The sequence below is a fragment of the Paraburkholderia atlantica genome (assembly GCF_000092885.1).
GTDB classification, from domain to species: domain Bacteria; phylum Pseudomonadota; class Gammaproteobacteria; order Burkholderiales; family Burkholderiaceae; genus Paraburkholderia; species Paraburkholderia atlantica.
This window is the reverse complement of record NC_014117.1, coordinates 2572024-2593745: the sequence shown is the minus strand read 5'-3', so window position 1 is coordinate 2593745 and position 21722 is coordinate 2572024. Positions and strand designations below refer to the sequence as shown.

General features: G+C 64.9%; 23 protein-coding genes and 1 tRNA gene. 14 read left to right on the top strand and 10 right to left on the bottom strand.

Annotated elements, in window-relative coordinates; genetic code table 11:
* Nucleotides 1-128 precede the first annotated feature (128 nt).
* The 10 genes from BC1002_RS11610 to BC1002_RS11570 all read left to right on the top strand — a co-directional run bounded on the left by BC1002_RS11610 (nucleotide 129) and on the right by BC1002_RS11570 (nucleotide 10415).
* The gene (locus tag BC1002_RS11610) at nucleotides 129-1250 is read left to right on the top strand and encodes an enolase C-terminal domain-like protein (protein WP_013090226.1); all 1122 of its coding nucleotides are present in this window, start codon (nucleotides 129-131) and stop codon (nucleotides 1248-1250) included.
* A 28-nt stretch (nucleotides 1251-1278) separates the two neighbouring features.
* Nucleotides 1279-2283, top strand: a complete 1005-nt coding sequence (locus BC1002_RS11605) for a hypothetical protein (protein WP_013090225.1) — start codon at nucleotides 1279-1281, stop codon at nucleotides 2281-2283.
* Nucleotides 2280-2945: a gluconate 2-dehydrogenase subunit 3 family protein gene (locus tag BC1002_RS11600; RefSeq protein WP_013090224.1), complete on the top strand. Its 666-nt coding sequence runs from the start codon at nucleotides 2280-2282 to the stop codon at nucleotides 2943-2945. The genes BC1002_RS11605 and BC1002_RS11600 overlap by 4 nt, the downstream gene beginning before the upstream one ends.
* A complete protein-coding gene (locus BC1002_RS11595; protein WP_013090223.1) occupies nucleotides 2935-4578 on the top strand; it encodes a GMC family oxidoreductase in 1644 nt (547 codons plus the stop codon). Before BC1002_RS11600 ends, BC1002_RS11595 begins: the two co-directional genes overlap by 11 nt.
* Nucleotides 4579-4609: 31 nt before the next feature.
* Nucleotides 4610-4807 (top strand): VOC family protein, encoded by a 198-nt coding sequence (locus tag BC1002_RS38615; protein WP_013090222.1) that lies wholly within the window; start codon nucleotides 4610-4612, stop codon nucleotides 4805-4807.
* 202 nt (nucleotides 4808-5009) lie between these two features.
* The gene (locus BC1002_RS11590; protein ID WP_013090221.1) at nucleotides 5010-6146 is read left to right on the top strand and encodes a muconate/chloromuconate family cycloisomerase; all 1137 of its coding nucleotides are present in this window, start codon (nucleotides 5010-5012) and stop codon (nucleotides 6144-6146) included.
* Between the two features lie 27 nt (nucleotides 6147-6173).
* On the top strand, nucleotides 6174-6464 hold the full coding sequence (catC, locus tag BC1002_RS11585; protein WP_013090220.1) for a muconolactone Delta-isomerase: 291 nt from the start codon (nucleotides 6174-6176) through the stop codon (nucleotides 6462-6464).
* A gap of 78 nt (nucleotides 6465-6542) precedes the next feature.
* Nucleotides 6543-7478, top strand: a complete 936-nt coding sequence (gene catA / locus BC1002_RS11580) for a catechol 1,2-dioxygenase (protein WP_013090219.1) — start codon at nucleotides 6543-6545, stop codon at nucleotides 7476-7478.
* 103 nt (nucleotides 7479-7581) lie between these two features.
* The gene (locus BC1002_RS11575) at nucleotides 7582-8838 is read left to right on the top strand and encodes a GTPase (RefSeq protein ID WP_013090218.1); all 1257 of its coding nucleotides are present in this window, start codon (nucleotides 7582-7584) and stop codon (nucleotides 8836-8838) included.
* Entirely contained in the window at nucleotides 8835-10415 is a 1581-nt protein-coding gene (locus BC1002_RS11570; RefSeq protein WP_013090217.1) for a GTPase, read from the top strand. The genes BC1002_RS11575 and BC1002_RS11570 overlap by 4 nt, the downstream gene beginning before the upstream one ends.
* 183 nt (nucleotides 10416-10598) lie before the next feature.
* Here BC1002_RS11570 and BC1002_RS11565 read toward each other — a convergent pair whose 3' ends face one another.
* From BC1002_RS11565 to BC1002_RS11550, 4 genes are all read right to left on the bottom strand, one after another.
* Nucleotides 10599-11234, bottom strand: coding sequence for a riboflavin synthase (locus tag BC1002_RS11565; RefSeq protein ID WP_013090216.1), 636 nt, complete (start codon nucleotides 11232-11234; stop codon nucleotides 10599-10601).
* Between the two features lie 15 nt (nucleotides 11235-11249).
* Nucleotides 11250-12401, bottom strand: a complete 1152-nt coding sequence (gene ribD, locus BC1002_RS11560; RefSeq protein ID WP_013090215.1) for a bifunctional diaminohydroxyphosphoribosylaminopyrimidine deaminase/5-amino-6-(5-phosphoribosylamino)uracil reductase RibD — start codon at nucleotides 12399-12401, stop codon at nucleotides 11250-11252.
* Between the two features lie 63 nt (nucleotides 12402-12464).
* Nucleotides 12465-13748: a glutamate-1-semialdehyde 2,1-aminomutase gene (hemL, locus tag BC1002_RS11555; protein ID WP_013090214.1), complete on the bottom strand. Its 1284-nt coding sequence runs from the start codon at nucleotides 13746-13748 to the stop codon at nucleotides 12465-12467.
* 164 nt (nucleotides 13749-13912) lie between these two features.
* On the bottom strand, nucleotides 13913-14383 hold the full coding sequence (locus tag BC1002_RS11550; protein WP_041734685.1) for a hypothetical protein: 471 nt from the start codon (nucleotides 14381-14383) through the stop codon (nucleotides 13913-13915).
* 204 nt (nucleotides 14384-14587) lie between these two features.
* Here BC1002_RS11550 and BC1002_RS11545 point away from each other — a divergent pair, with 204 nt between their 5' ends.
* The 4 genes from BC1002_RS11545 to BC1002_RS38830 all read left to right on the top strand — a co-directional run bounded on the left by BC1002_RS11545 (nucleotide 14588) and on the right by BC1002_RS38830 (nucleotide 16866).
* Entirely contained in the window at nucleotides 14588-15808 is a 1221-nt protein-coding gene (locus tag BC1002_RS11545; protein WP_013090212.1) for a Bcr/CflA family multidrug efflux MFS transporter, read from the top strand.
* Nucleotides 15809-15940: 132 nt separating this feature from the next.
* Complete coding sequence (locus BC1002_RS11540; RefSeq protein WP_013090211.1) at nucleotides 15941-16171, top strand: hypothetical protein; 231 nt, start codon at nucleotides 15941-15943, stop codon at nucleotides 16169-16171.
* A 75-nt stretch (nucleotides 16172-16246) separates the two neighbouring features.
* On the top strand, nucleotides 16247-16651 hold the full coding sequence (locus tag BC1002_RS11535; RefSeq protein ID WP_013090210.1) for a RidA family protein: 405 nt from the start codon (nucleotides 16247-16249) through the stop codon (nucleotides 16649-16651).
* Between the two features lie 23 nt (nucleotides 16652-16674).
* Nucleotides 16675-16866 (top strand): hypothetical protein, encoded by a 192-nt coding sequence (locus BC1002_RS38830; RefSeq protein ID WP_238537891.1) that lies wholly within the window; start codon nucleotides 16675-16677, stop codon nucleotides 16864-16866.
* 409 nt (nucleotides 16867-17275) lie between these two features.
* On the opposite strand, the gene BC1002_RS11525 is transcribed toward BC1002_RS38830, so the two are convergent.
* From BC1002_RS11525 to rph, 6 genes are all read right to left on the bottom strand, one after another.
* Entirely contained in the window at nucleotides 17276-17695 is a 420-nt protein-coding gene (locus tag BC1002_RS11525) for a DUF4279 domain-containing protein (RefSeq protein WP_013090209.1), read from the bottom strand.
* 9 nt (nucleotides 17696-17704) lie between these two features.
* On the bottom strand, nucleotides 17705-18481 hold the full coding sequence (locus BC1002_RS11520; protein WP_013090208.1) for a hypothetical protein: 777 nt from the start codon (nucleotides 18479-18481) through the stop codon (nucleotides 17705-17707).
* Between the two features lie 304 nt (nucleotides 18482-18785).
* Nucleotides 18786-18875 (bottom strand) — tRNA-Ser (locus tag BC1002_RS11515).
* A gap of 55 nt (nucleotides 18876-18930) precedes the next feature.
* Nucleotides 18931-20160, bottom strand: coding sequence for a radical SAM family heme chaperone HemW (gene hemW, locus BC1002_RS11510; protein ID WP_013090207.1), 1230 nt, complete (start codon nucleotides 20158-20160; stop codon nucleotides 18931-18933).
* Entirely contained in the window at nucleotides 20157-20819 is a 663-nt protein-coding gene (rdgB, locus tag BC1002_RS11505) for an RdgB/HAM1 family non-canonical purine NTP pyrophosphatase (protein WP_013090206.1), read from the bottom strand. The genes hemW and rdgB overlap by 4 nt, the downstream gene beginning before the upstream one ends.
* The gene (gene rph / locus BC1002_RS11500) at nucleotides 20816-21553 is read right to left on the bottom strand and encodes a ribonuclease PH (protein ID WP_013090205.1); all 738 of its coding nucleotides are present in this window, start codon (nucleotides 21551-21553) and stop codon (nucleotides 20816-20818) included. Before rph ends, rdgB begins: the two co-directional genes overlap by 4 nt.
* Between the last annotated feature and the right edge of the window lie 169 nt (nucleotides 21554-21722).

Sequence of the window (21722 nt, the reverse complement as noted above, 5' to 3'; positions counted from 1 at the left end):
TAGTGCGGAACGGTACTTGCGGCGCAGCAGGTAGCTTCGTCGCACTACCACCCGGAGACCGGAATGGCGGGGACCGTCGGTTATTGCATTACCGCAAGGCGTCGCGCGCGCGAGCAAGGAGCGCGGCCATGAAGCGCGGCGTCACGAGCGGGGACTCCTCGCAAGCGCTCGTGAGCGCGCTGCGCGCGAGCGCGTACCGGATTCCGACCGACGCGCCCGAGGCCGACGGCACGTTCGCGTGGGACGCGACCACACTGGTCGTCGTCGAGGTCGACGCCGGCGGCGACACCGGCATCGGCTACACGTACAGCGATGCCTGCATCGTCGCGCTGATCCAGGGCGCGCTCGCCACTTGCGTGTTGAATCACGACGGCCTGGACGTCGGCGCGCATTGGCAACGGCTACAACGCCAGGTGCGCAATTTCGGCCGAGCGGGACTCGCCGCCACCGCCATTTCAGCAATCGACTGCGCGCTGTGGGACCTGAAGGCGAAGCTGCTCGGCGTGCCGCTCGTCGGGGTACTCGGCGCGCTGCGCCCGACCGTGCCGGTCTACGGCAGCGGCGGCTTCACCACGTACACGAACCAGCGCTTGCAGCAGCAGTTCGCCGGCTGGGTCGCGCAGGACGGCTGCCGGTGGGTCAAGATGAAAATCGGCAGCGAGCCGGACAAGGACCCGGCGCGCGTCGCGGCGGCGCGCGAGGCGATCGGCGGCGCTGGCCTGTTCGTCGACGCGAACGGCGCGTTCACGCCGCAACGGGCGCTGTCCTACGCGCAACGCTTCGCCGAGCACCAGGTGAGCTGGTTCGAGGAGCCCGTGTCATCGGACGACGAAGCGGGTCTGCGCAACGTGCGCGAGCACGCGCCGGCCGGCATGGAGATCGCCGCCGGCGAATACGGCTACACGCTGGACGACTTCCGCCATTTGCTCGCGACCGGTGCCGTCGACGTGCTGCAAGCCGACGCGAGCCGCTGCGGCGGCATCACCGGCTTTCTGCAGGCCGCCGGGCTGTGCGACGCGTATCACGTGCCGCTGTCCGCCCACTGCGCGCCGGCGCTGCATCTGCACGTCGCATGCGCGGCGCCGCGCCTGCGCCACCAGGAGTGGTTCCACGACCACGCCCGGATCGAAGCCATGCTGTTCGACGGCGCGCCGCGTTTGCGCGATGGCCAGATGGAGCCGGACCTGTCGCGACCCGGTTGCGGGCTCGAGTTCAAGCATGGCGACGCCGCGCGCTACCTCATCAAATAAAGCAGGCCAGAACAAGGAAGCGATATCGATGAGCTCTTCAAGCGTACCCGGATTGCTGTACACGGCGGCGGCGGTGGCGGCCGTCGCGACGTTGGCCGCGCGCGGCGCGCGAAGACCCGAGTCGCATCGCGAATTGCGTCGGACCGGTCCGCGACACCATCAGCGTCGAGCCTTCGTGACGTCCCCGGCGCGTGTGCACACGAGAAAACCCGCCGCCGAGGTAGAGGCACACGTCGAAGCGGCACGCACCTTCAACCATAGCTCCGCGCTGCTCGCGCTGTCGGTGCTCGCCGACAGCGCGATGGAGCACTATCGCGGCTCGTTCGACAATCCCGCGATGTTCGCTCCGCTCGTCAGTGCGAGTCTGTCGCTCGCCGCGGGCCTGCATGGCGGCGCGGATCGTCGCGGCCGCACGCATCGCGCGCGCCATGCGATCTATCTGAGCGCGGCGGCGACCGGCATCGCCGGCACGGGCTTCCATGTTTACAACGTGATGAAGCGCCCGGGCGGCTGGAGCTGGAACAACCTGTTTCACGCGGCGCCGCTCGGCGCGCCGATCGCGTTGCTGCTGTCGGGCGCGTTCGGTGCCGTCGCCGAACGGCTGCGCGACGAGCCCGCCGACGACCCGCGACTGCTCGGCATGCCGGCCGGTCAGGCGCTCGGTCTGCTGGTCGCGGCCGGTCTCGTCGGCACCGTGGGGGAGGCCGCGCTGCTGCATTTTCGAGGCGCGTTCCAGCATCGCGCGATGTACGCGCCGGTCAGCATTCCGCCCGTCACCGCCGCGCTGCTCGTGCATGCCGCGCTGGCCGCTCCGCGCGAGCGCTGGTACACGCGGCTCTGGTTGCGCGTCACGAGCGCGCTCGGCTTTGTCGGTGCGGGTCTTCACGCGCGCGGGATCGCGCGTCGCCAGGGCGGCTGGCGCAACTGGAGCCAGAACCTGTTCGACGGGCCGCCGCTGCCCGCGCCGCCGAGCTTTTCCGCGCTGGCGCTCGCCGGGCTCGCCGCGCTGCGTCTGCGGGAGAGTGAAAGATGACCCATCAACCGCGCTCGACCCGGGCCACCCGCTATCCCGGCTACGACGTGCTCGACAAACGCACGACGCCGTCGTGGGACGAGCCTACCCGCGCGGTGATCGCCGAACGCCTCGCAACACCGCTCGAGCCGCGCTTTTTCGGCGCTGTCGAGTGGCTCGCGGTCACGTCGCTGTGCGCCCGCATCGTGCCGCAAGCGAACGCGCAGCCGGTGGTGCCGCTCGCCGCGCTGCTCGACGCCCGCCTTGCCGGCAACAGCAACGACGGCTACCGCGACGCCCGATTGCCGCCGATGCGCGACGCCTGGCGCGTCGGCCTCGCCGCGCTCGATGCCGAGTGCCGCGCGCGCGGCGGCCTGCCGTTCGCGAGCCTCGCGGAGGATGCGCAGATCGCGCTGCTTGGCGAGATGCAGCGTGGCGATCTGACGAACCCCGCGTGGCGCGGCATGCCGTCGAAGCTGTTCTTTAGCGAGCGTGTGCTGCACGACATCTGCGGGCTCTACTACTCGCACCCGCATGCATGGAGCGAGATCGGCTTCGGCGGCCCGGCGAATCCGCGCGGCTATGTGCGCATGTACCTGAACCGGCGCGATCCGTGGGAGGCGGTCGAAGCGACGCCCGACACGCACGAGCAGGCCGCCAGGGAGAACCGCCGTGTCCGATGACGCGCAGCAACGTCCGCGCGGCAAGGACGGCCGCGCCCCCGACGTGTTCCAGCGCGGCGGCTGGGTGCCGATGCGCATGTACCCCGACGGCGAGGAGGTCGATTTCGCGATCGTCGGCACTGGCGCCGGCGGCGGCACGCTGGCGTGCCGGCTTGCGGAGAAAGGCTTCAAGGTCGTCGCGTTCGATGCCGGCGCCTGGTGGCGTCCGCTCGAAGAGTTCGCATCGGACGAAGCGCATCAGGAAAAACTTTTCTGGACCGACGAGCGCATCTGCGACGGCGACAATCCGCTGAAGCTCGGCCACAACAACAGCGGCAAGGCGGTGGGCGGCAGCACGGTCCACTTCGCGATGGTGTCGCTGCGCTTTCGGCCCGAGTGGTTCAAGTCGCGCAGCGTGCTCGGCTATGGCGCCGACTGGCCGCTCGACTGGCGCGAGATGTGGCGCTACTACGGCGAGGTCGAGGACGCGCTGAAAATCTCCGGACCGGTGAACTATCCATGGGGGCCGAAGCGGCCGCGCTATCCGTATCGCGCGCATGAGCTGAACGCGGCGGCGCTGGTGCTCGCACGCGGCGCCGAGGCGCTCGGCATCGGCTGGAGCCCGACGCCGCTCGCGACCATCTCGGCGCCGCGCGGCCGCGCGCATCCGTGCGTGTACCGCGGCTTTTGCGTGTCCGGCTGCGCGACCAACGCGAAGCAAAGCGCGCTCGTCACGTGGATTCCGCGCGCGCTGCGTGCCGGCGCCGAAGTGCGCGATCTGGCGATGGTCGGCCGAGTCGTCACCAGTGACGCGGGGCTCGCCACCGGCGTCGAATATCTGCGCGAAGGGCAATGGCGATTCCAGCGCGCGAAGCACGTGGTGGTGGCCGGCTACGCGATCGAAACGCCGCGCCTGTTGCTGATGTCGGCCAATAGCCGCTTTCCTGACGGACTCGCAAACAGCTCGGGCCTCGTCGGCAAAAACCTGATGGCGCAGTCGAACCAGGCCGTCTACGGAACCTTCGACGAAGACATCCGCTGGTACAAGGGACCGCCGTCGCTCGCGCTTACCGAGCACTGGAACTACGAAGACAAGGGCAAGGATTTTTTCGGCGGCTACTGCTACATGAGCCAGGGGCCGCTGCCGAACGGCTGGGTCGCGGTGCAGAACGGCCGCGGCTTGTGGGGCGACGCGCTCGGCGCGGAGATGCTCAAGTACAACCACCAGGCGGGGCTGAAGATCGTCGGCGAAATGCTGCCGCAGCAGCGCAACCGCGTCACGCTTGCCGACGAGAAGGACCAGTACGGGCTGCCGATCGCGCGCGTCACCTATTCATGGTGCGACAACGACAAGCGGCTCATCGCGCATTCGCTAGACTTCATGGAGCAGGCGCTCGCGGCCGCCGGCGGCAAGGAGATCTGGCGCGAGACCGACGACACCTGCCACCTGAACGGTACCGCGCGCATGGGCGACGATCCGGCGACGAGCGTCGTCGATGCGGACTGCCGCAGTTGGGACATCCGCAACCTGTGGGTGTGCGACGGCTCGGTGTTTCCGACCGTCGGCGGCGTGAATCCGTCACTGACGATCCAGGCGATCGCGTGCCGCACCGCCGACCGTATCTCCGCGCTGGCCGCGCGCGGCGAGCTATAGCGTTCATATCGTTGGCCGGATGGAGGCCTGAATGAAGCGTATCTGGACGATCATCGGTGTCGATGACGTGGCTCGCAGCTTCGGCTGGTATCAGCAGTTATTCGGTCAGCCGCCGACGTCGCCCGCTCACGACGTACTACGTGATGGTCAGCGCGCTGTCCGCGGTGTGAGGCTTTATCGCCAGTTACATCCGCCGGGCACAACATGCTCTACGAGCATCGAAGCTTGACGCAGATCATATTCGCGGCGCGAAAACGGCCTGTTTTTCAATGCGCCACATGCATGGTGCGATGCAGAATCCATAGAAAGGCCGGGGTTGCGGGCCTCGCCATACCCTGAAGGTATGAAAAAGGACAGGAAAAGTATTGGACGGGCCGAATGGGCGAGGGGTATAAAAACATCCAATGAACTCACTTCCCGCCGCAGCCGCCATGACCCACGCGACCATCGAACGTATCGAAACCCGCCTCGTCGATCTGCCGACGATCCGCCCTCACAAGCTGTCGGTCGCCACGATGTACGGGCAGACGCTGATGCTGGTCAAGGTGTACTGCAGTGACGGCATCGTCGGGATCGGCGAAGGCACCACGATCGCCGGCATGGCGTACGGCCCGGAAAGCCCCGAGGCGATGAAGCTCGCGATCGACGCCTACTTCGCCCCCGCGATGATCGGCAAGGACGCGACGCAGATCCAGGCGCTGATGGCGCACCTCGGCAAGCTGGTCAAGGTCAATCATTTCTCGAAGAGCGCGCTCGAAACCGCGCTGCTCGACGCGCACGGCAAGCGCCTCGGCGTGCCGGTGAGCGAGCTGCTCGGCGGCCGTCGCCGTGAGCGCCTGCCGGTGGCGTGGACGCTCGCGTCGGGCGATACCGCGAAGGACATCGCCGAAGCCGAGCACATGCTCGACGTACGCCGCCACAAGGTCTTCAAGCTGAAGATCGGCGCGAAGGAACTGAAGACCGACATCAAACACGTCGCCGACATCAAGAAAGCGGTCGGCGAACGCGCCGCGGTGCGCGTCGACGTGAACATGGCGTGGAGCGAGACCCAGGCCGCCTGGGCGATTCCGGCGCTGGCCGACGCGGGCTGCGATCTGGTCGAGCAGCCGGTTGCATCCGCCGCGGCGCTCGCGCGCCTGATGCGCCGCTTCCCGGTCGCGCTGATGGCCGACGAAGTGCTGCAGGGTCCGGACAGCGCGTTCGAGATCGCGAAGAACGGCGGCGCCGATGTGTTCGCGATCAAGATCGAACAGAGCGGCGGCCTGTTCGCCGCGCAGCGCGTGGCCGCGATCGCCGATGCGGCCGGCATCGAGCTGTATGGCGGCACGATGCTCGAAGGCGCGTTCAGCACGGTGGCGTCGGCGCATCTGTTCGCGAGCTTCGCGAATCTGCAATGGGGCACCGAGCTGTTCGGGCCGTTGCTGATCACCGAAGAAATTCTGACCACACCGCTCGATTACAGCGACTTCGAACTGACCGTGCCGAACGGCCCGGGTCTCGGCATCGAACTCGACGAGGCGAAGGTCAAGCGATTCACTCGAGAAGGGCTGATGAAGGTCACCCGCTAAACGGATTCAGATCAAGAGGATTCAAACATGCTTTTCCATGTACGAATGGACGTGAACCTGCCGGTCGACATGCCGGCCGAGGTGGCGAACGAAATCAAGACCCGCGAGAAAGCTTACTCGCAGGAACTCCAGCGTAGCGGCAAGTGGCGTCATATCTGGCGCCTCGTTGGCGAGTACGCGAACTACAGCATCTTCGATGTAGAGAGCAATGCCGAACTTCACGACATTCTGTCCGGTTTGCCTCTGTTCCCGTACATGAAGATTTCGGTGACGCCTCTGTGTCGTCACCCGTCGTCGATTCGGGACGACGACATCTGAGCCCAGGGGCCGGGCGCATTTCAAGGCGAGCGCATCCAAAGCCATCTTTTCCCCCTATACCAACTGGAGACAGTCATCGTGAGCGTCAAAGTATTTGAAACCAAAGAAGTGCAGGATCTGCTGAAGGCCGCTTCCAACGTCGATGCCGGCAACGGCAACGCACGTTCCCAGCAGATCGTTTTCCGTCTACTGGGCGACCTGTTCAAGGCAATCGATGACCTCGACATCACGCCCGACGAAATCTGGGCCGGCGTCAACTATCTGAACAAGCTGGGCCAGGACGGCGAAGCAGCGCTGCTCGCAGCCGGCCTCGGTCTCGAGAAATATCTCGACATCCGCATGGACGCCGAGGACAAGAAGATCGGTCTCGAAGGCGGCACGCCGCGCACGATCGAAGGCCCGCTGTACGTGGCCGGCGCGCCGGTGCGCGACGGCGTATCGAAGATCGACATCAACGCCGACGAAGACGCGGGCCCGCTGGTGATCCGCGGCACGGTCAAGGATCTGGACGGCAAGCCGGTCGCGGGCGCGCTCGTCGAGTGCTGGCACGCGAACTCGAAGGGCTTCTACTCGCACTTCGACCCGACCGGCGCGCAGAGCGAATTCAACCTGCGCGGCGCGGTGAAGACCGGCGCCGACGGCAAGTACGAGTTCCGCACGCTGATGCCGGTCGGCTACGGCTGCCCGCCGCACGGCGCGACGCAGCAGCTGCTGAACGTGCTGGGCCGTCACGGCAACCGTCCGGCGCACGTGCACTTCTTCGTCAGCAGCGACGGTCATCGCAAGCTGACCACGCAGTTCAACATCGAAGGCGATCCGCTGATTTGGGACGACTTCGCGTATGCAACGCGCGAAGAACTGATTCCGCCGGTCGTCGAGAAAACCGGTGGCGCGGCGCTGGGTCTGAAGGCCGATGCGTACAAGGACATCGAGTTCAACTTCACGATCACGCCGCTAGTCCAGGGTAAGGACAACCAGCTCGTCCATCGTCTGCGCGCTTCGGCCGAAGCGTAATCGCACGAGGCGGCGCCGTGGCGACACGGCCGCCGCCTTTCGTTGCCAACGGCCGGCAGTCCTGCCGGCCGGATCAATCCCCTGAAGCGTCGAGGAGTTGACGGTGTCGAGCAAACTGCGTGAGCAGGCAGCGCACGATGTCGCGTCCGTGCTGCCCGATCGGGCCCACGATCTGGCGCGCCTGCTGATTCTGATCGACGACAGTGAACCGGTCGTCACCGTCGTCGGTAAATACAACCACGGCAAGAGCAGTCTGCTCAACGAGCTGTTGGGCCGCGATGCGTTCGCGGTGTCGGACCGGCGCGAAACGGTGCGCCTGTCCGACAGCGTGCATCAGGGTGTGCGCTGGCTCGACGCGCCGGGACTCGACGCCGACGTCGGCAGCGAAGACGACCGCGAAGCGTTGCGCGCCGCGTGGCTGAAGTCCGACATTCGCCTGTTCGTGCACGCCGCGAAAGAGGGCGAGCTCGACGTGAAGGAACTGACGCTGCTGACCGAGCTCGACGCCGACCGCGTCAGGACCGGCCGGCAGACGCTGTTCGTGCTGTCGCAAGTCGACCAGCTCCCCGACGACGCAGCGTTGCAGAACATCGGCGCGGCGATCGACCGGCAGATGCCCGGTTTCGCGCTGAACGCGGTGTCGTCGATGCGGCATCGCAAGGGGCTCGACGGCGGCAAGAAACTGCTGCTGGAAAAGAGCGGCATCCCCGCGCTGCACACCGCGTTGCGCGCGAAACTCGCGCGTGTGCCGGATGCGCGCGCTCACGAAATCACGCTTCTGATCGGCGAAATCCGCGACGAACTGCAACGGCTGCGCGCGGCACGGCAGACGTCGCTGGACATTTTGCGCACCACCCAGCAACAACAAAAGCAGGCCTTCGATCGGAGCCTCGCGGCCGTCATCGGCAAGGTCAGCGCCGACATCGACGCGATGTTGAATGCGCTCGGCACCGATCACGCGATCGTGCCCGATACCGCGAAGGACGCCTACGCGATCACCGCGGGCAAACTGGAGCGCGCGCACATCCAGATCGCGTACTCGCGCGCGTGCATCGAGATCGATGCGATGCTGACCGGGCACGGTGTCATCGGTCTGCCGGCGGAGCGGCACACTGCGGCAAAAAGTCTGAACTCGGTGATGATCGCGGTGATGGGCGTGTCGGTGAAGTTCCGCAAGGATCTGCGCCGCATGTTCTGCGAAGCGACGGGACGCGAACGCATGCAGCGCGAGTTCACGCACTACTTCGAGCTGTCCGCCGACCGCAAGGCGCTGGCCGCGCAGATCGCCGATACGCAAGCGGCGCTCGTCGCATCGGACGACGCGGCGGCCGCAATGCGGATACTGGGGGCGCGCGCATGACAGCCGACGCGAGCCACGAGCAATGTTTCATCGCCGAGGTCGATGCATTCGATTTCATCGCCGAGGATATCGACGCGCTGCTGTATGCGCTGAACGACTGGCTCGCGAAGCTGAGCGCCGATCTGCACAACGGCTGTTTGACGTGCGACGGCTTGCACGCAAACAGCGCACTGGCCATTCGGGCCGATGCGATCAACGCGCTGCTGCGCGACAGCGTGCAAGCATCGAGGCAACAGTGGTCGAGCCTCGAAGCGGCCCGGCAGCTCGCCGACCATTTCTACGATCAGGCACTGCTGCTCGTGTTCGGCAAGTTCAACGCGGGCAAAAGCTCGTTCTGCAATTTCCTGGCCGAGCGCTTCGCTGCACACGAGCGCAGCGTGCAGTATTTCCATGTCGATGCGGGTCGCGTAGTCGAAACGTCGGAGCCCTTTACTGAAGGCGCGACCGAAACGACCTCGCGGCTGCAAGGCGTACGCCTCGGCGCAAAGCTGGTGCTGCTCGACACGCCGGGGTTGCATTCGGTGACGCCGGAAAACGCCGCATTGACGCAGCGCTTTACCGATAGCGCTGACGGTGTGCTGTGGCTGAGCGGCTCCACGTCGCCCGGCCAGGTGCAGGAGCTCGACGAGCTCGGCCGCGAATTGCATCGCAACAAGCCGCTGCTGCCTGTCGTGACTCGTAGCGACGAGTACGAGGAAGACGAAGTCGACGGCGAACTCGTCAAGTACCTGTGCAACAAGAGCGCGCCGCGTCGCGCGCTGCAGGAGCACGACGTCAAGGTGCGAGCGGAACACAAGCTCGTCGCGATGGGCGTCGACAAGACGCTGCTGAAACCGCCGGTGTCGATCTCCGCGTATGTGGCGCGCGAGGCGGGGCAGACGGCCGAAGCCATGAGCGAAGCTGGCTTCGAGCGGCTGTATGCCGCGTTGCTCGACATCACCGGACCGGCGCTCGCGTATAAGCGGCGCAAGCGGGCCGAGGTGCTGCTGCATCATCTGGAAGAGAATGTGCTCGGCAACCTGCAAAGCGATGTGCTGCCGTTGCTCGCCGGACTGGGCGAGTCTTCGCAGGCGGCGCTCGAGCAGCTCGAGCAACAGCAGGAGCAGCTTGCCAACTCGGTGTGGCGCGGCATCGTGCCGACGCTGCCCGCGTTGCTCGATGCGCATGCGGCGACGCATGACGTGATCGGGCTGTGCAATGCGCTGTCGCAATCGATATTCGAGCTGTATCGTCGCGAGGCAGACAGGCTGCTGGGCGATTATCTGATCGAGCCCGACGCTTCGCTCGCACGCATCGAGCTGGCTGACGATGTCGGTTTCGACGATATCGCCGTCGAGCGCGCGGGTGCAAATGGACCGGTGTCCGAGGTCGCAGGCGTCGATTACGGCCGCCTCCATGCCGCGCTCAGCGGCGCGATTCGCGAGTGCGTGCTGAGCCTGTCCGGCCATGCCGCGCAACGGTGCCGCGCGTCGATCGCTCGGTTGACGAAGCTCGCGCGGCGTCTTGAAGCGTCGTTAGCGACGCATGAGGAAGGCTTGCTCGATCTGAAGTCGCAGGTGCGGTCGGAATCCGTCTGACGCGCCGTTCAAACGCCCCGATGCAGGTAACGATCAGCGACGCTTTCGTCAGGCGGACAGGCCGTGAATTCCAGCAACCGTGCAGGCGCGGCATTTTCATTGTCCTGATCGGATTCGGACCGTGCACGCGCGCTGGGCCACGGCTCCTGACTCACTCAGAAGAGCGATTCGCCCCGAACGGGATTACTTCAACGATTGATCGCCATCGCGCGGCGCATTGAGCATCCGCTCGACATAGCGCGCAATCAGATCGATCTCCAGATTCACTTTCACGCCATCGCGCAGATGCTTGAGCGCCGTCACCTGCACGGTATGCGGAATCAGATTGATCGAAAACTCGCAGCCATCGTCGCGATCAGCGACGGAGTTCACGGTCAGACTCACGCCGTTGACCGTAATCGAACCCTTGTGCGCGAGATAACGGCCGATGTCGCGCGGCGCGAGAATGCGCAGCTCGTGCGATTCGCCGACCGGCGCGAAACGCGTGACGGTGCCGAGCCCATCGACGTGTCCGGAGACGATATGTCCACCGAGCCGGTCATGCGCGCGCAGCGCCTTCTCGAGATTGACCTCGCCGGTTTCGCCTAGACCAGCCGTGCGGTTCAGGCTTTCGCGCGACACGTCGACTTCGAACGAATGCGCGGTCTTCGCGACCACCGTCATGCAGGCGCCCTGAATCGTGATGCTGTCGCCGAGCTGCACGTCGGCGAGATCGAGGCCGCCCGCCTCGACGTTCAGGCGCACGCCCGCGTCGCCGCCCGTACCGAGCGGCTTGACTGATTCGATGCGGCCCACTGCCGCGACGATTCCTGTAAACATCGTGCTAATCCTTGATCATTTCGAAACGGTGGGGGACACGGCGTCGGTCCCGGGTGCGGCTGTCGGTGCGAAGCGCGCGAGAATCCGCAGATCGTCGCCGATCCGTTCGACCATGTGGAAATTGAGCTTCACGCGGTCTTCGAGCAGGTCGGGCGAGTCCAGATTGAACATGCTCATCGAGTCCATGCCGAGCAGGCTCGGCGCGAGATAGACGAGCAGTTCATCGACGCAGCCTTCGCGCAGCAGCGAGCCGTTCAGTTTGTAGCCGGCTTCGACGTGCAATTCGTTCACGTTGCGCTCGCCGAGCACGCTCAGCATGCGCGGCAGATCCACCTTGCCGAACGCGTTCGGCAGCGGCACGATCTCGGCGCCGCGCTCGCGCAGCGCAACCGCGCGTTCTTCGAGACGCGCATCGAGTTCGCCGCAGAAGATCAGCGTCGGCGCGCCGGCCAGGATCTGCGCGTCGAGCGGCACGTCGAGCTGGCTGTCGATCAGCACGCGGTGCGGTTGGCGCGGCGTATCGACCGCGCGCACGGTCATGCGCGGATTGTCTTCGCGCACGGTGCCGATGCCCGTCAGGATCGCCGACGCGCGCGCACGCCACGCATGACCGTCGGCGCGCGCGGCCGCGCTCGTGATCCACTGGCTCTCACCCGAAGGCAAGCCGGTGCGGCCATCGAGCGATGCCGCCACTTTCATGCGCACCCACGGACGGCCGCGCGTCATGCGCGACACGAAGCCGATGTTCAGCTCCCGCGCTTCGTTCGCGAGCAGCCCGCAGCGCACTTCGATACCGGCTTCGCGCAGCATCGCGAGACCACGGCCGGAGACCTGTGGATTGGGATCTTCCATCGCCGCGATCACGCGGCCGATCTGCGCTTCGATCAGCGCGTTCGCGCACGGCGGCGTGCGGCCGAAATGGCTGCACGGTTCGAGCGTCACGTAGGCGGTTGCGCCGCGCAGATCGTGGCCGCGCGAGCGCGCGTCCTTCAGCGCGCGAATCTCGGCGTGATCCTGTCCGGCAGGCTGCGTGTAGCCTTCGCCGATCACCTCGCCGTTTCTGACGAGCACGCAACCGACGCGCGGATTCGGGTCGGTCGTGTACATGCCGCGCTTCGCGAGCGCGAGCGCGCGTTCCATATGGACGAAATCGGTTTGCGAGAACATCGGTGTCCGTTGTGGTGCGGTGTCTGGGTCGTGCGGGTTGCGGCCTTTGCGTCAGGTCCGCCTTCAGCCCTTCAACGCTGCGAACGCGCCGCGCGCTGCTTCGATCGTCGCGTCGATCACCGCGTCGTCGTGCGCGCTCGACACGAAGCCCGCCTCATACGCGGACGGTGCGAAGTACACGCCCGCGTCGAGCATCTTGTGGAAGAACGCGTTGAAGCGCGGCACGTCGCTCTTCGTGACGTCGGCGAAGCTCGTCGGGATCGATTCGCGGAAGTAGATGCCGAACATGCCGCCGAGCGCATCGGCTGCGAACGGCACGTCCGCTTCGCGGGCGACCCGCGCGAGCCCTTGCGCGAGACGCGTGGCGCGCGCGGCGAGCGTGTCGTAGAAGCCGGGCGCCTGGATCAGCTGCAGCGTCTTCAGGCCGGCCGCGACCGCGATCGGATTGCCCGACAGCGTGCCCGCCTGATAGACGCCGCCGAGCGGCGCGAGGTGAGCCATGATGTCGCGCCGGCCGCCGAACGCCGCCGCCGGCATGCCGCCGCCGATCACCTTGCCCAGACACGTGAGGTCCGGCGTGATGCCGTACAGCTGCTGCGCGCCGCCGAGCGCGACGCGGAAGCCGCACATCACTTCGTCGAAAATCAGCACCGAGCCGTACTCGGTACACAGGCGGCGCAGCGCCTGCAGGAATTCGGGCGTTGCGCGCACGAGGTTCATATTGCCCGCGACCGGTTCGACGATCACCGAGGCGATTTCGTTGCCGAATGCCTTGAACGCTTCTTCGAGCTCGGCGACGTTGTTGTATTCGAGCACGGTGGTGTGCTTCGCGATATCGACCGGCACGCCCGCCGAGGTCGGATTGCCGAAGGTCAGGAGGCCCGAGCCGGCCTTCACGAGCAGGCTGTCCGCGTGGCCGTGATAGCAGCCTTCGAACTTGACGATACGGCTGCGGTTCGTGAAGCCGCGCGCGAGACGCAGCGCGCTCATGGTCGCCTCGGTACCGCTCGACACCATGCGCACCTGTTCGATCGACGGCACCAGCTTGCAGATTTCCTCGGCGATCTCGACTTCCGACTCGGTCGGCGCGCCGAACGAGAAGCCATTCACGAGCACGCGCTGCACGGCTTCGAGCACTTCGGGGTGAACGTGGCCGAGGATCATGGGACCCCACGAGCCGATGTAGTCGGTATAGCGCTGGCCGTCCGCGTCCCAGAAGTACGGGCCTTGCGCGCGCTCGATGAAACGCGGAGTGCCGCCGACGGAACGGAAAGCGCGCACCGGCGAATTCACGCCGCCGGGGATCGTGCGTTGCGCGCGTTCGAAGAGGGTTTCGTTTCTGGACATGGCGATGGCTGGAATAGGGAGCAAGGGTTGCGCAGCGGCGCGAAGGGCCTCGGACGATTCCCGCGGGCACTTCGCGCGATGCTGGGATGGATCGAGAAATTGTACCGGAGTCGGCGCAGGCGGGCTGTGCGGGCGGGCGGTCGCAGCGGCGAGCGTTTTGGGGCCTAGCTGCCCGGCGCGGGTATCGCCGGCGGCTTGCGCTTGCCGGTCAATTCGGCCCAGCGCTTCTCCAGCGCGCCTTCGGCGATGGGCTTGATGATCGTTCCGGAGCTTTGCGCATCCCACGTCTGCACCGAGAACGGATGCACGCGCAGTTGATCGCGTGGGATGACCGGCGCGTGATGCGCATCGACGAGCCAGTCGTAGACGAAGTCGATGCACAGCCGGTAGCCGCGTTTGGTCGACGCGTCGGGGACTTCGTACGGCGCGTGCGTCACGTAGCCCGAGCCGAAGATGCCCTTCGGCTCCTGCGCGACGCGATGCAGGAACACGCGATCGCCGGGCAGGATGCCGCGCGCGAAGCCGCAGCCCCATGCGTCGGTCACCGCTTCGCCGGCCGCCACGCGTTTCGCGATGTCGGGCAGCTCGGGCCACGGCCATTTTTTGGGGCTCCAGATCAGCAGGAAGGCGGTCATCGCGGGTTCGAACGGGATCGGGGAAAGTGCGTTGGACATGCAGGCGGCAGCTTAACCGATCGATGGTGTTTGCGCCGCGCGGCGCTGCCTCCCGCACAGTCAGCGGGTTAACCGTCGCGTACAATCGAGCCGGTCAGCTGATGGCCGTTCCGGCTTCACCCGTTCCGCTGCCGATGCCGGCGCGGCGTTCCATCCGGATTTCCCATGTCTCACGTCGTCAAACGCCGGCCAGATGGCCGGCTGATTTTGTTGCTAGGCGCGCTGGCCGCGTGCGGGCCGATTTCCATCGACATGTATTTGCCGAGCCTGCCGACCATCGCGCAGGCCTTCGCGGTCAGCACGGGCGCCGCGCAATCGACGCTGACGAGCTTCATGTTCGGCTTTTCGATCGGCATGCTGCTGTATGGTCCGCTGTCCGATACCTATGGCCGCCGGCCGATCCTGCTCGGCGGCATCATCATGTTTGCGCTCGCGAGCATCGCCTGCGCGCTGTCGACCTCGATCGGCTCGCTGGTCGGCTTTCGCTTCGTGCAGGCGCTGGGCGCGGGCGCGGCGTCGGTGCTCTCTCGTGCGATCGCGCGCGACGCGCACGAGCCTGGCGATGCGGCGCGCGTACTGTCGATGATCGCGATCGTTACGGCGATCGGTCCGCTGCTCGCGCCGCTGATCGGCGGACAGTTGCTGCTGTTGGGCGGCTGGCGCGCCGTGTTCGTCGCGCTGACGCTGTTCGGTTCCGTGTGCGCGGCGACCGCATTCCTGAAGGTGCCGGAGACGTGGCCGCGCGAGATGCGCGCGCAGTCGGCGCTGCTGAAGTCGTTCGGCGCGTATGGCACGCTGCTGCGCGATCCGGTCGCGTGGGGGCACATGCTGTGCGGCGGCATGGCGTTCGCGTCGATGTTCGCGTACATCACGGCGACGCCGTTCGTCTATATCGAGTATTTCCACGTGTCCGCGCAGCACTATGGCTTCCTGTTCGGGCTGAATATCGTCGGCATCATGTTCGGCAATTACCTGAATACGCGGTTCGTCGGCCGGCTCGGGCCGGTGCCGATCATCTCGTTCGCGGCGACCGTGAGCTTCGTCGCGTCGCTGTTCGTGTCCGTCGTGTCGCTGACGGGGTGGGGCGGCTTGTGGTCGATCGTGTTCGGGCTGTTCTTCGTCGTCAGCGTGGTGGGCGTGTTGTCCGCCAACTGCACGACCGATCTGATGCATCGCTATCCCGTCAACGCGGGCGCCGCGGCGGCCGTGTTCGGCGCGGTGCAGCTCGCGCTCGGCGCGTTGTCGAGCCTCGCGGTCGGACTGTGGCAGGACGGCACGCCGAAGGGCATGGGCATCGTCGTCGGCGTGGCGGGCTGCCTGTGCTTTGTCGGACGCATGCTCGTGATGCGCTGGAACGGGACGAAGTCGCCGGTTGCGGCTATGTGAGCGTGCTGTGCGAGCGCTGTGAAAACGGCGTGAAAGCTGCTTCTCCGGAAAACACCTGGTGTTGCGCGCGCACCACCGTGCGTCGCGGTTTGCATTGCTATGATGAAGTCACTGTTCCTCGGAGCGGCAGTCATGGCGATCAAAGACCTGATGAACGGCGAACGGCAATTTGCCGCATTCGCCGAAGCGCAACGGCTGGCCGACAGCGGCGCTTACTACGATTACACAGACATCGAATATGTGTTGCGCTTTGATCACGGGTTGACGGATGTATCGGCGCTGCTCGATAGCCAGCTGATGCATCGCGATCTGAATCGCCGTTGTGCGGATGCGCGCGAGAAGCTCGAGATGGCGGCTGCGTGATGCGCCGTGCGCGGGCTTGTGCTGAATGAAGCAAGGCGATGAACCGCTCCGGGAATTTCACTTCTGGAGTGGTTGATGACCGATAGCACGCACGCCCCACGTTTGCCTCATACCGACAACCCAGCCGCGCTGGCGAAACCCGGCGGTCACTACAGTCATGTGGCGGTCGCGAATGGCTTCGTCTTCGTGTCCGGGCAATTGCCGATCAATGCGCAAGGCGACAAGCTCGCCGATGCGTCATTCGACGCGCAGGCCGAACAGGTTCTCGCCAATGTGAAGGCGGCGCTCGAAAGCGTCGGCAGCAGCGTCGCGCAACTGGTGCAGGTGCGCGTGTATGTCGTTGATGTCGAACATTGGGCTAGCTTCAATCAGATCTATGCGCGCTGGGCGGGTGAGGCAAAACCGGCGCGCGCGGTCGTGCCGGTGCCGCAGTTGCACTATGGGTTCAAGATCGAGGTTGAGGCGGTGGGGGTGGTTTAATTCGGGGTGGTGTAAGCGAGTACGTGAAGCTCCACAGGCTTCTCTCGTTTTCGAAGCCGCAAAAAACAAAAACGCCGTCATTCCGCGAACAGCAGGCCGCCTGTATTGCTCCCGCCGCGCTCACTTTCGAGGAGTCGGCGCGGGAACTTCATGGCGGACTCAAACCCGGCTGGAAGAAGAGGGAAGCACGCCGCGCAGTGGATCAGCACGCTTGATACCTGTGTGTTTCCGAAGCTCGGCGGCAAGGCTAGCCGCACCGCCAGCGCGTGCACGCCGTTATGCAATGGGCATGGGCTCACGGCCAAATTGCGTCGAACCCGGTTAGCGTGGTCGATCACATCCTGCCGAAGCGCGCGGCAAAGATCGAGCATCAACCGGCAATGCCTTGGCGCAACCCTTGCCGAACGGGCGCTTGCGCATACTGTGTCGAACAAGGTTGAGGCGGCTTATCACCGCATCGATTCGGTGGAACAGCGCCGGCCGACGATGGAAGCGTGGGCCGTGCATGTTTGCGGCATAGGGGATTGATTCACAAGTGCGGCCCATAAACACTTGCGCTGTGCCTTACAAGCCCGCACAAAAAAGCCGACTCGCGAGGATCGGCTGGTGCATTCGAGTGAGGCTCTATCGATATTCATCAATCTCAACCGTGCCGCCCATCGCTTCCATCATGGTGCGAATATCGTCGGGCACATCAGGCACGCGGTCGCCGCTCTCATTGTCCCAATAACAGAAGAAACGCATCTGTGCGCCAGTGCGCTTGAGCAATTCGGGCAGGTCTGATCGGGGCAATGCCAAGCGTTCGACAAGATAGCGAAGGTGAGGCGCAAGAAGATTACTCTGAACATGCCCCTTGCTATCTACACTCCATACACCAATTCGAGCGGGGTACTTGCTAGTGCGCCCAGATGGTGTAGTCCGGAACTGCCCCCGAACGCTCTGCATGTCCGGTTCAACGCCAAAATAGTTTGTCCAGAATTCGGGTCGCTCCACATCCTGATAGATAGTGAAAGAAGCATGTGCAAGTTGATGGGTCGTTACCATTACATTCCTTTAGGGTGCCCAACTGTGCATGTTGTCGATAATCACGCCGTTAAACTCCACGTCTCCATCGTCATGCCAGATTACGTTGTTGTCGCCGCGCAATTTGTTGTACTGCTTCATAGCGTGAAGCATGTCGCTGAACGCGTTTTGCTGGTATCCAAGCATCTTGGCGGCATAGCGTGGGTTATTGGTGCTCGCGGCGAGTTCAACGACATCGCCGCTCAACGCATCAGGTGCATACTCAAACGGCTGGGCGTCGCCGAGCAGCGTTGATGCGCCTCTATTGCCAGCTCTGGCTGCCCGCGCAGCGTTCAGCTCGTTTTGCCAGGTGGCCGGATCATACTGGACGGACAGAATGGGCTCGCGGTCCGGGTGACTGCCGGTCCTCGCTACCGGATTCCTTAACGGCGTGCTGCTGTACGGTGACGGAAACATGCCATCACGCGGACCTTTAATGGCAACCAGGTTACCCCGGCGAACCTCTTCGAGAAGACCAAGGATGACCCACCAGCCATCGGTGTCAGGGCTACGGTGCCGCGCGCTATGGAAGAACAGCCAGCCACTCTTCTGGATGCGCCTGACCAGCTTCCGGTCCTCCTCCCACTTCCTGTGATTCAGTTCGGCAATCTCAAGAAATTCCCGGGTCTCCGCCCTGGCCTTCTGACGGTCTGCTGCCTTGCCAAGGCACGCTTTATAGTGCCACTCGTCACAGATGACATAACAGGCACCCGGTGGCCGCTGGCAGAACAGCTCCACGGAGTGCATCTCAAATACGGACAGGGACATAGGTGTGTCATTGTTCTATCTGAAGTCGCTGCCGGTGTTGACAGCAGTCAGATAGTTACCGTGCGACAGGCAGTCCGTACATGGGCGACCGCCCAAAATCTCCACGGGTTTCGACGAAACAGAAAAAAGCGCCTGCGAGAACATTGCGGTTTTTCGCGCCCGTAGCGCGGATGCTCGCGGGCAGCAACCGTACCTCTCGTCTATGGTCTTTCTGGTCGCTGATGGCACTCGCACAAGGATCATCGGGATAAGAAAAGCAAAAACCCCGTAAGTCGCTGAACTTACGGGGTTTTTCTTGGAAGACTGGCGGAGGCGGTGAGATTCGAACTCACGGAAGGATTGCTCCTTCGCCGGTTTTCAAGACCGGTGCCTTAAACCACTCGGCCACACCTCCAAACCGCGAATTGTAACCTGGAAAGACTTCGCTGCCGAGTCCAGGCGAGTCGCCATCACAGCGGATCCTTCAGAAATAGCGCCTGCAGGTCATTCAGGAACGCCTGCCCGAGCGGCGTCGGCGCGATCCGTTCGTGGTCGCGCGTGATCAGCTTGCGCCGTTCTGCTTCCTGCAACGCCGGTTCGATCGTCGTGATCGACAGACCCGTGCGTTCGATGAACCGATGCACCGGAAACCCTTCCACCAGGCGCAGCGCATTCAGCATGAACTCGAACGGCAGATCGCGCGGCCCGACCTCGTGCTCTTCCTGCACGCTTGCGCCGGCCCTGGCCTGCTCGATGAACGTGGTTGGATGTTTATAGCGCGCCTGACGCACAATGCGATTCGGAAACGACAGCTTCGTATGCGCGCCCGCGCCGATGCCGAGATAGTCGCCGAAGCGCCAGTAGTTCAGATTGTGTTTGCTCTGCCGATGCGGCCGCGCGTACGCGGACACTTCGTAGCGCTCGTAGCCGGCCGCGGCGGTGCGTTGATGAATCCAGTCCTGCATGTCCGCGGACGCGTCGTCGTCGGGCAGCGCGGGCGGAAATTTGGCGAACAGCGTGTTCGGTTCGAGCGTCAGGTGATACAGCGACAGATGCGGCGGTGCGAACGACAACGCCGTTTCCACGTCGGCCTGGCATTCGGCGAGCGTTTGCTTGGGCAGCGCGAACATCAGGTCGAGGTTGAAGTTGTCGAACGTGGTCGCGGCGACTTCGACCGCGTGGCGCGCTTGCGCCGCGTCGTGGATGCGGCCGAGCGCCTTCAGCTGCGTTTCGTTGAAACTCTGGATGCCCACCGACAGCCGGTTCACGCCACTCGCGCGAAACTGCGCGAACTTGTCGGCTTCGAACGTGCCGGGGTTCGCTTCGAGTGTGATTTCCGCGTCGGCGTCGAGCGGCAGCAGCGCGCGAATATCCGACAGCATGCGATCGAGCCCCGCCGCCGACAGCAAACTCGGCGTGCCCCCGCCGATGAACACCGTATGCACCTGGCGGCCCCAGATCAGTGGCAAGGCCATTTCCAGATCGGCGCGCAGCGCGTCGAGGTAGTCGCTCTCCGGGAACGACGCGCCCTTCCACTCATGCGAATTGAAATCGCAATACGGGCACTTGCGCACGCACCACGGAAAATGCACATAAAGTGCCAGGGGCGGCAGCGACGTCAAACGGATGCCGCCCGGGGACGTGAATGCCTTGACGACACCGTTGCCGATGTCCGCCGGCGTCGATCGGATCGGAATCACGCTTCCTCCGACAGGCGAGCGAGCAGTTGCCGCAGCGCGATCGCGCGATGACTGCTGGCGTTCTTGACCGCCGGCTCGAGCTCGGCGGCGCTCGCGTTAAGCGACGGCAGATAGAAGTACGGGTCGTAACCGAAGCCATGCTCGCCGCGCGGCGCGTCGAGGATTTCGCCATGCCAGCGGCCTTCCGCGATCAGCGGTTCGGGATCGTCCGCGTGACGCACGAGGGCGAGCACGCAGTAGTAATAGCCGCGGCGATCGCTCGCGCTCCGCAGTTCTTCGACGAGTCGCGCGTTGTTCGCCGCGTCGCTTTTTTCGCCGCCGGCGAGTTGCGCGAAGCGGGCCGAGTAGACGCCCGGCGCACCGCGCAGCGCGCGCACGCAAAGGCCGGAGTCGTCGGCGAGCGCGGGCAGGCCGGTCAGCTTCGCCGCGTGACGCGCCTTGGCCAGCGCGTTTTCGACGAAGGTGGGGTGCGGCTCTTCAGCTTCCGGCACATTGAGTTCGCCTTGCGGAATCAACTCGATGCCGGCCGCGCCGAGTAGCGCCGCGAATTCTCGCAGCTTGCCCGCGTTGTTCGACGCGAGCACGACTTTTTTCAACGGCATGCCCAACGTCATGCCGTGAGCATCGTTGCCGCGGCCGTCCTGACGAACCTCATTCACTGCCGCACTCCCAGCGCTTCCTTCTGCTTCGCGATCAGCGTGCTGATGCCGTCGCTCGCGAGATCGAGCAGCGCATTCATTTCTTCGCGCGAAAAGGGCACGCCTTCCGCGGTGCCCTGAATTTCGACGAAACCGCCCGCGCCCGTCATCACGACGTTCATGTCGGTGTCGCACTGCGAGTCTTCGTCGTAGTCGAGGTCGAGCACCGGCACGCCGTCGTACACGCCCACCGAAATCGCGGCGACGTAATCTGTGATCGGCGAGCTTTCGATGCGGCCCGTGGCGAGCAATCTGGCGACCGCATCATGCGCGGCGACGAACGCACCGGTGATGCTCGCGGTGCGTGTGCCGCCATCGGCCTGGATCACGTCGCAGTCGAGATTGATCGTGCGCGCGCCGAGCTTTTCGAGATCGAACACCGAGCGCAGCGCGCGGCCGATCAGCCGCTGAATTTCCTGCGTGCGGCCGGTCTGTTTGCCGCGCGCGGCTTCGCGGTCGCTGCGCGTATGCGTGGCGCGGGGCAGCATGCCGTATTCGGCGGTGAGCCAGCCCTGGCCGCGATCGCGCAGAAACGGCGGTACGCTCTCGCTGACGCTCGCGGTGCAGATCACCTTGGTGTCGCCGAACTCGACCAGCACCGAGCCCTCCGCATGCTTCGTGTAGTGACGCGTGATGCGCACGTCGCGCAACTGGTTGGGCTGGCGGCCGCTGGGGCGGTGGGTGTCGTTGCTCATGTCGGAATGGGTCGCGTTGTGTGCCGAAAGGCCGGAAGAGGGGCGGAGGAAAAACCCTAATTTTACCGCCGATCGAATAGGGCGGTTGTCCATACGCATGGCACACAAGCTTGCGGATGATGAATGCCGCATGAGCGCGCGACGGTCATCGCAACGACGAGCGGCAATC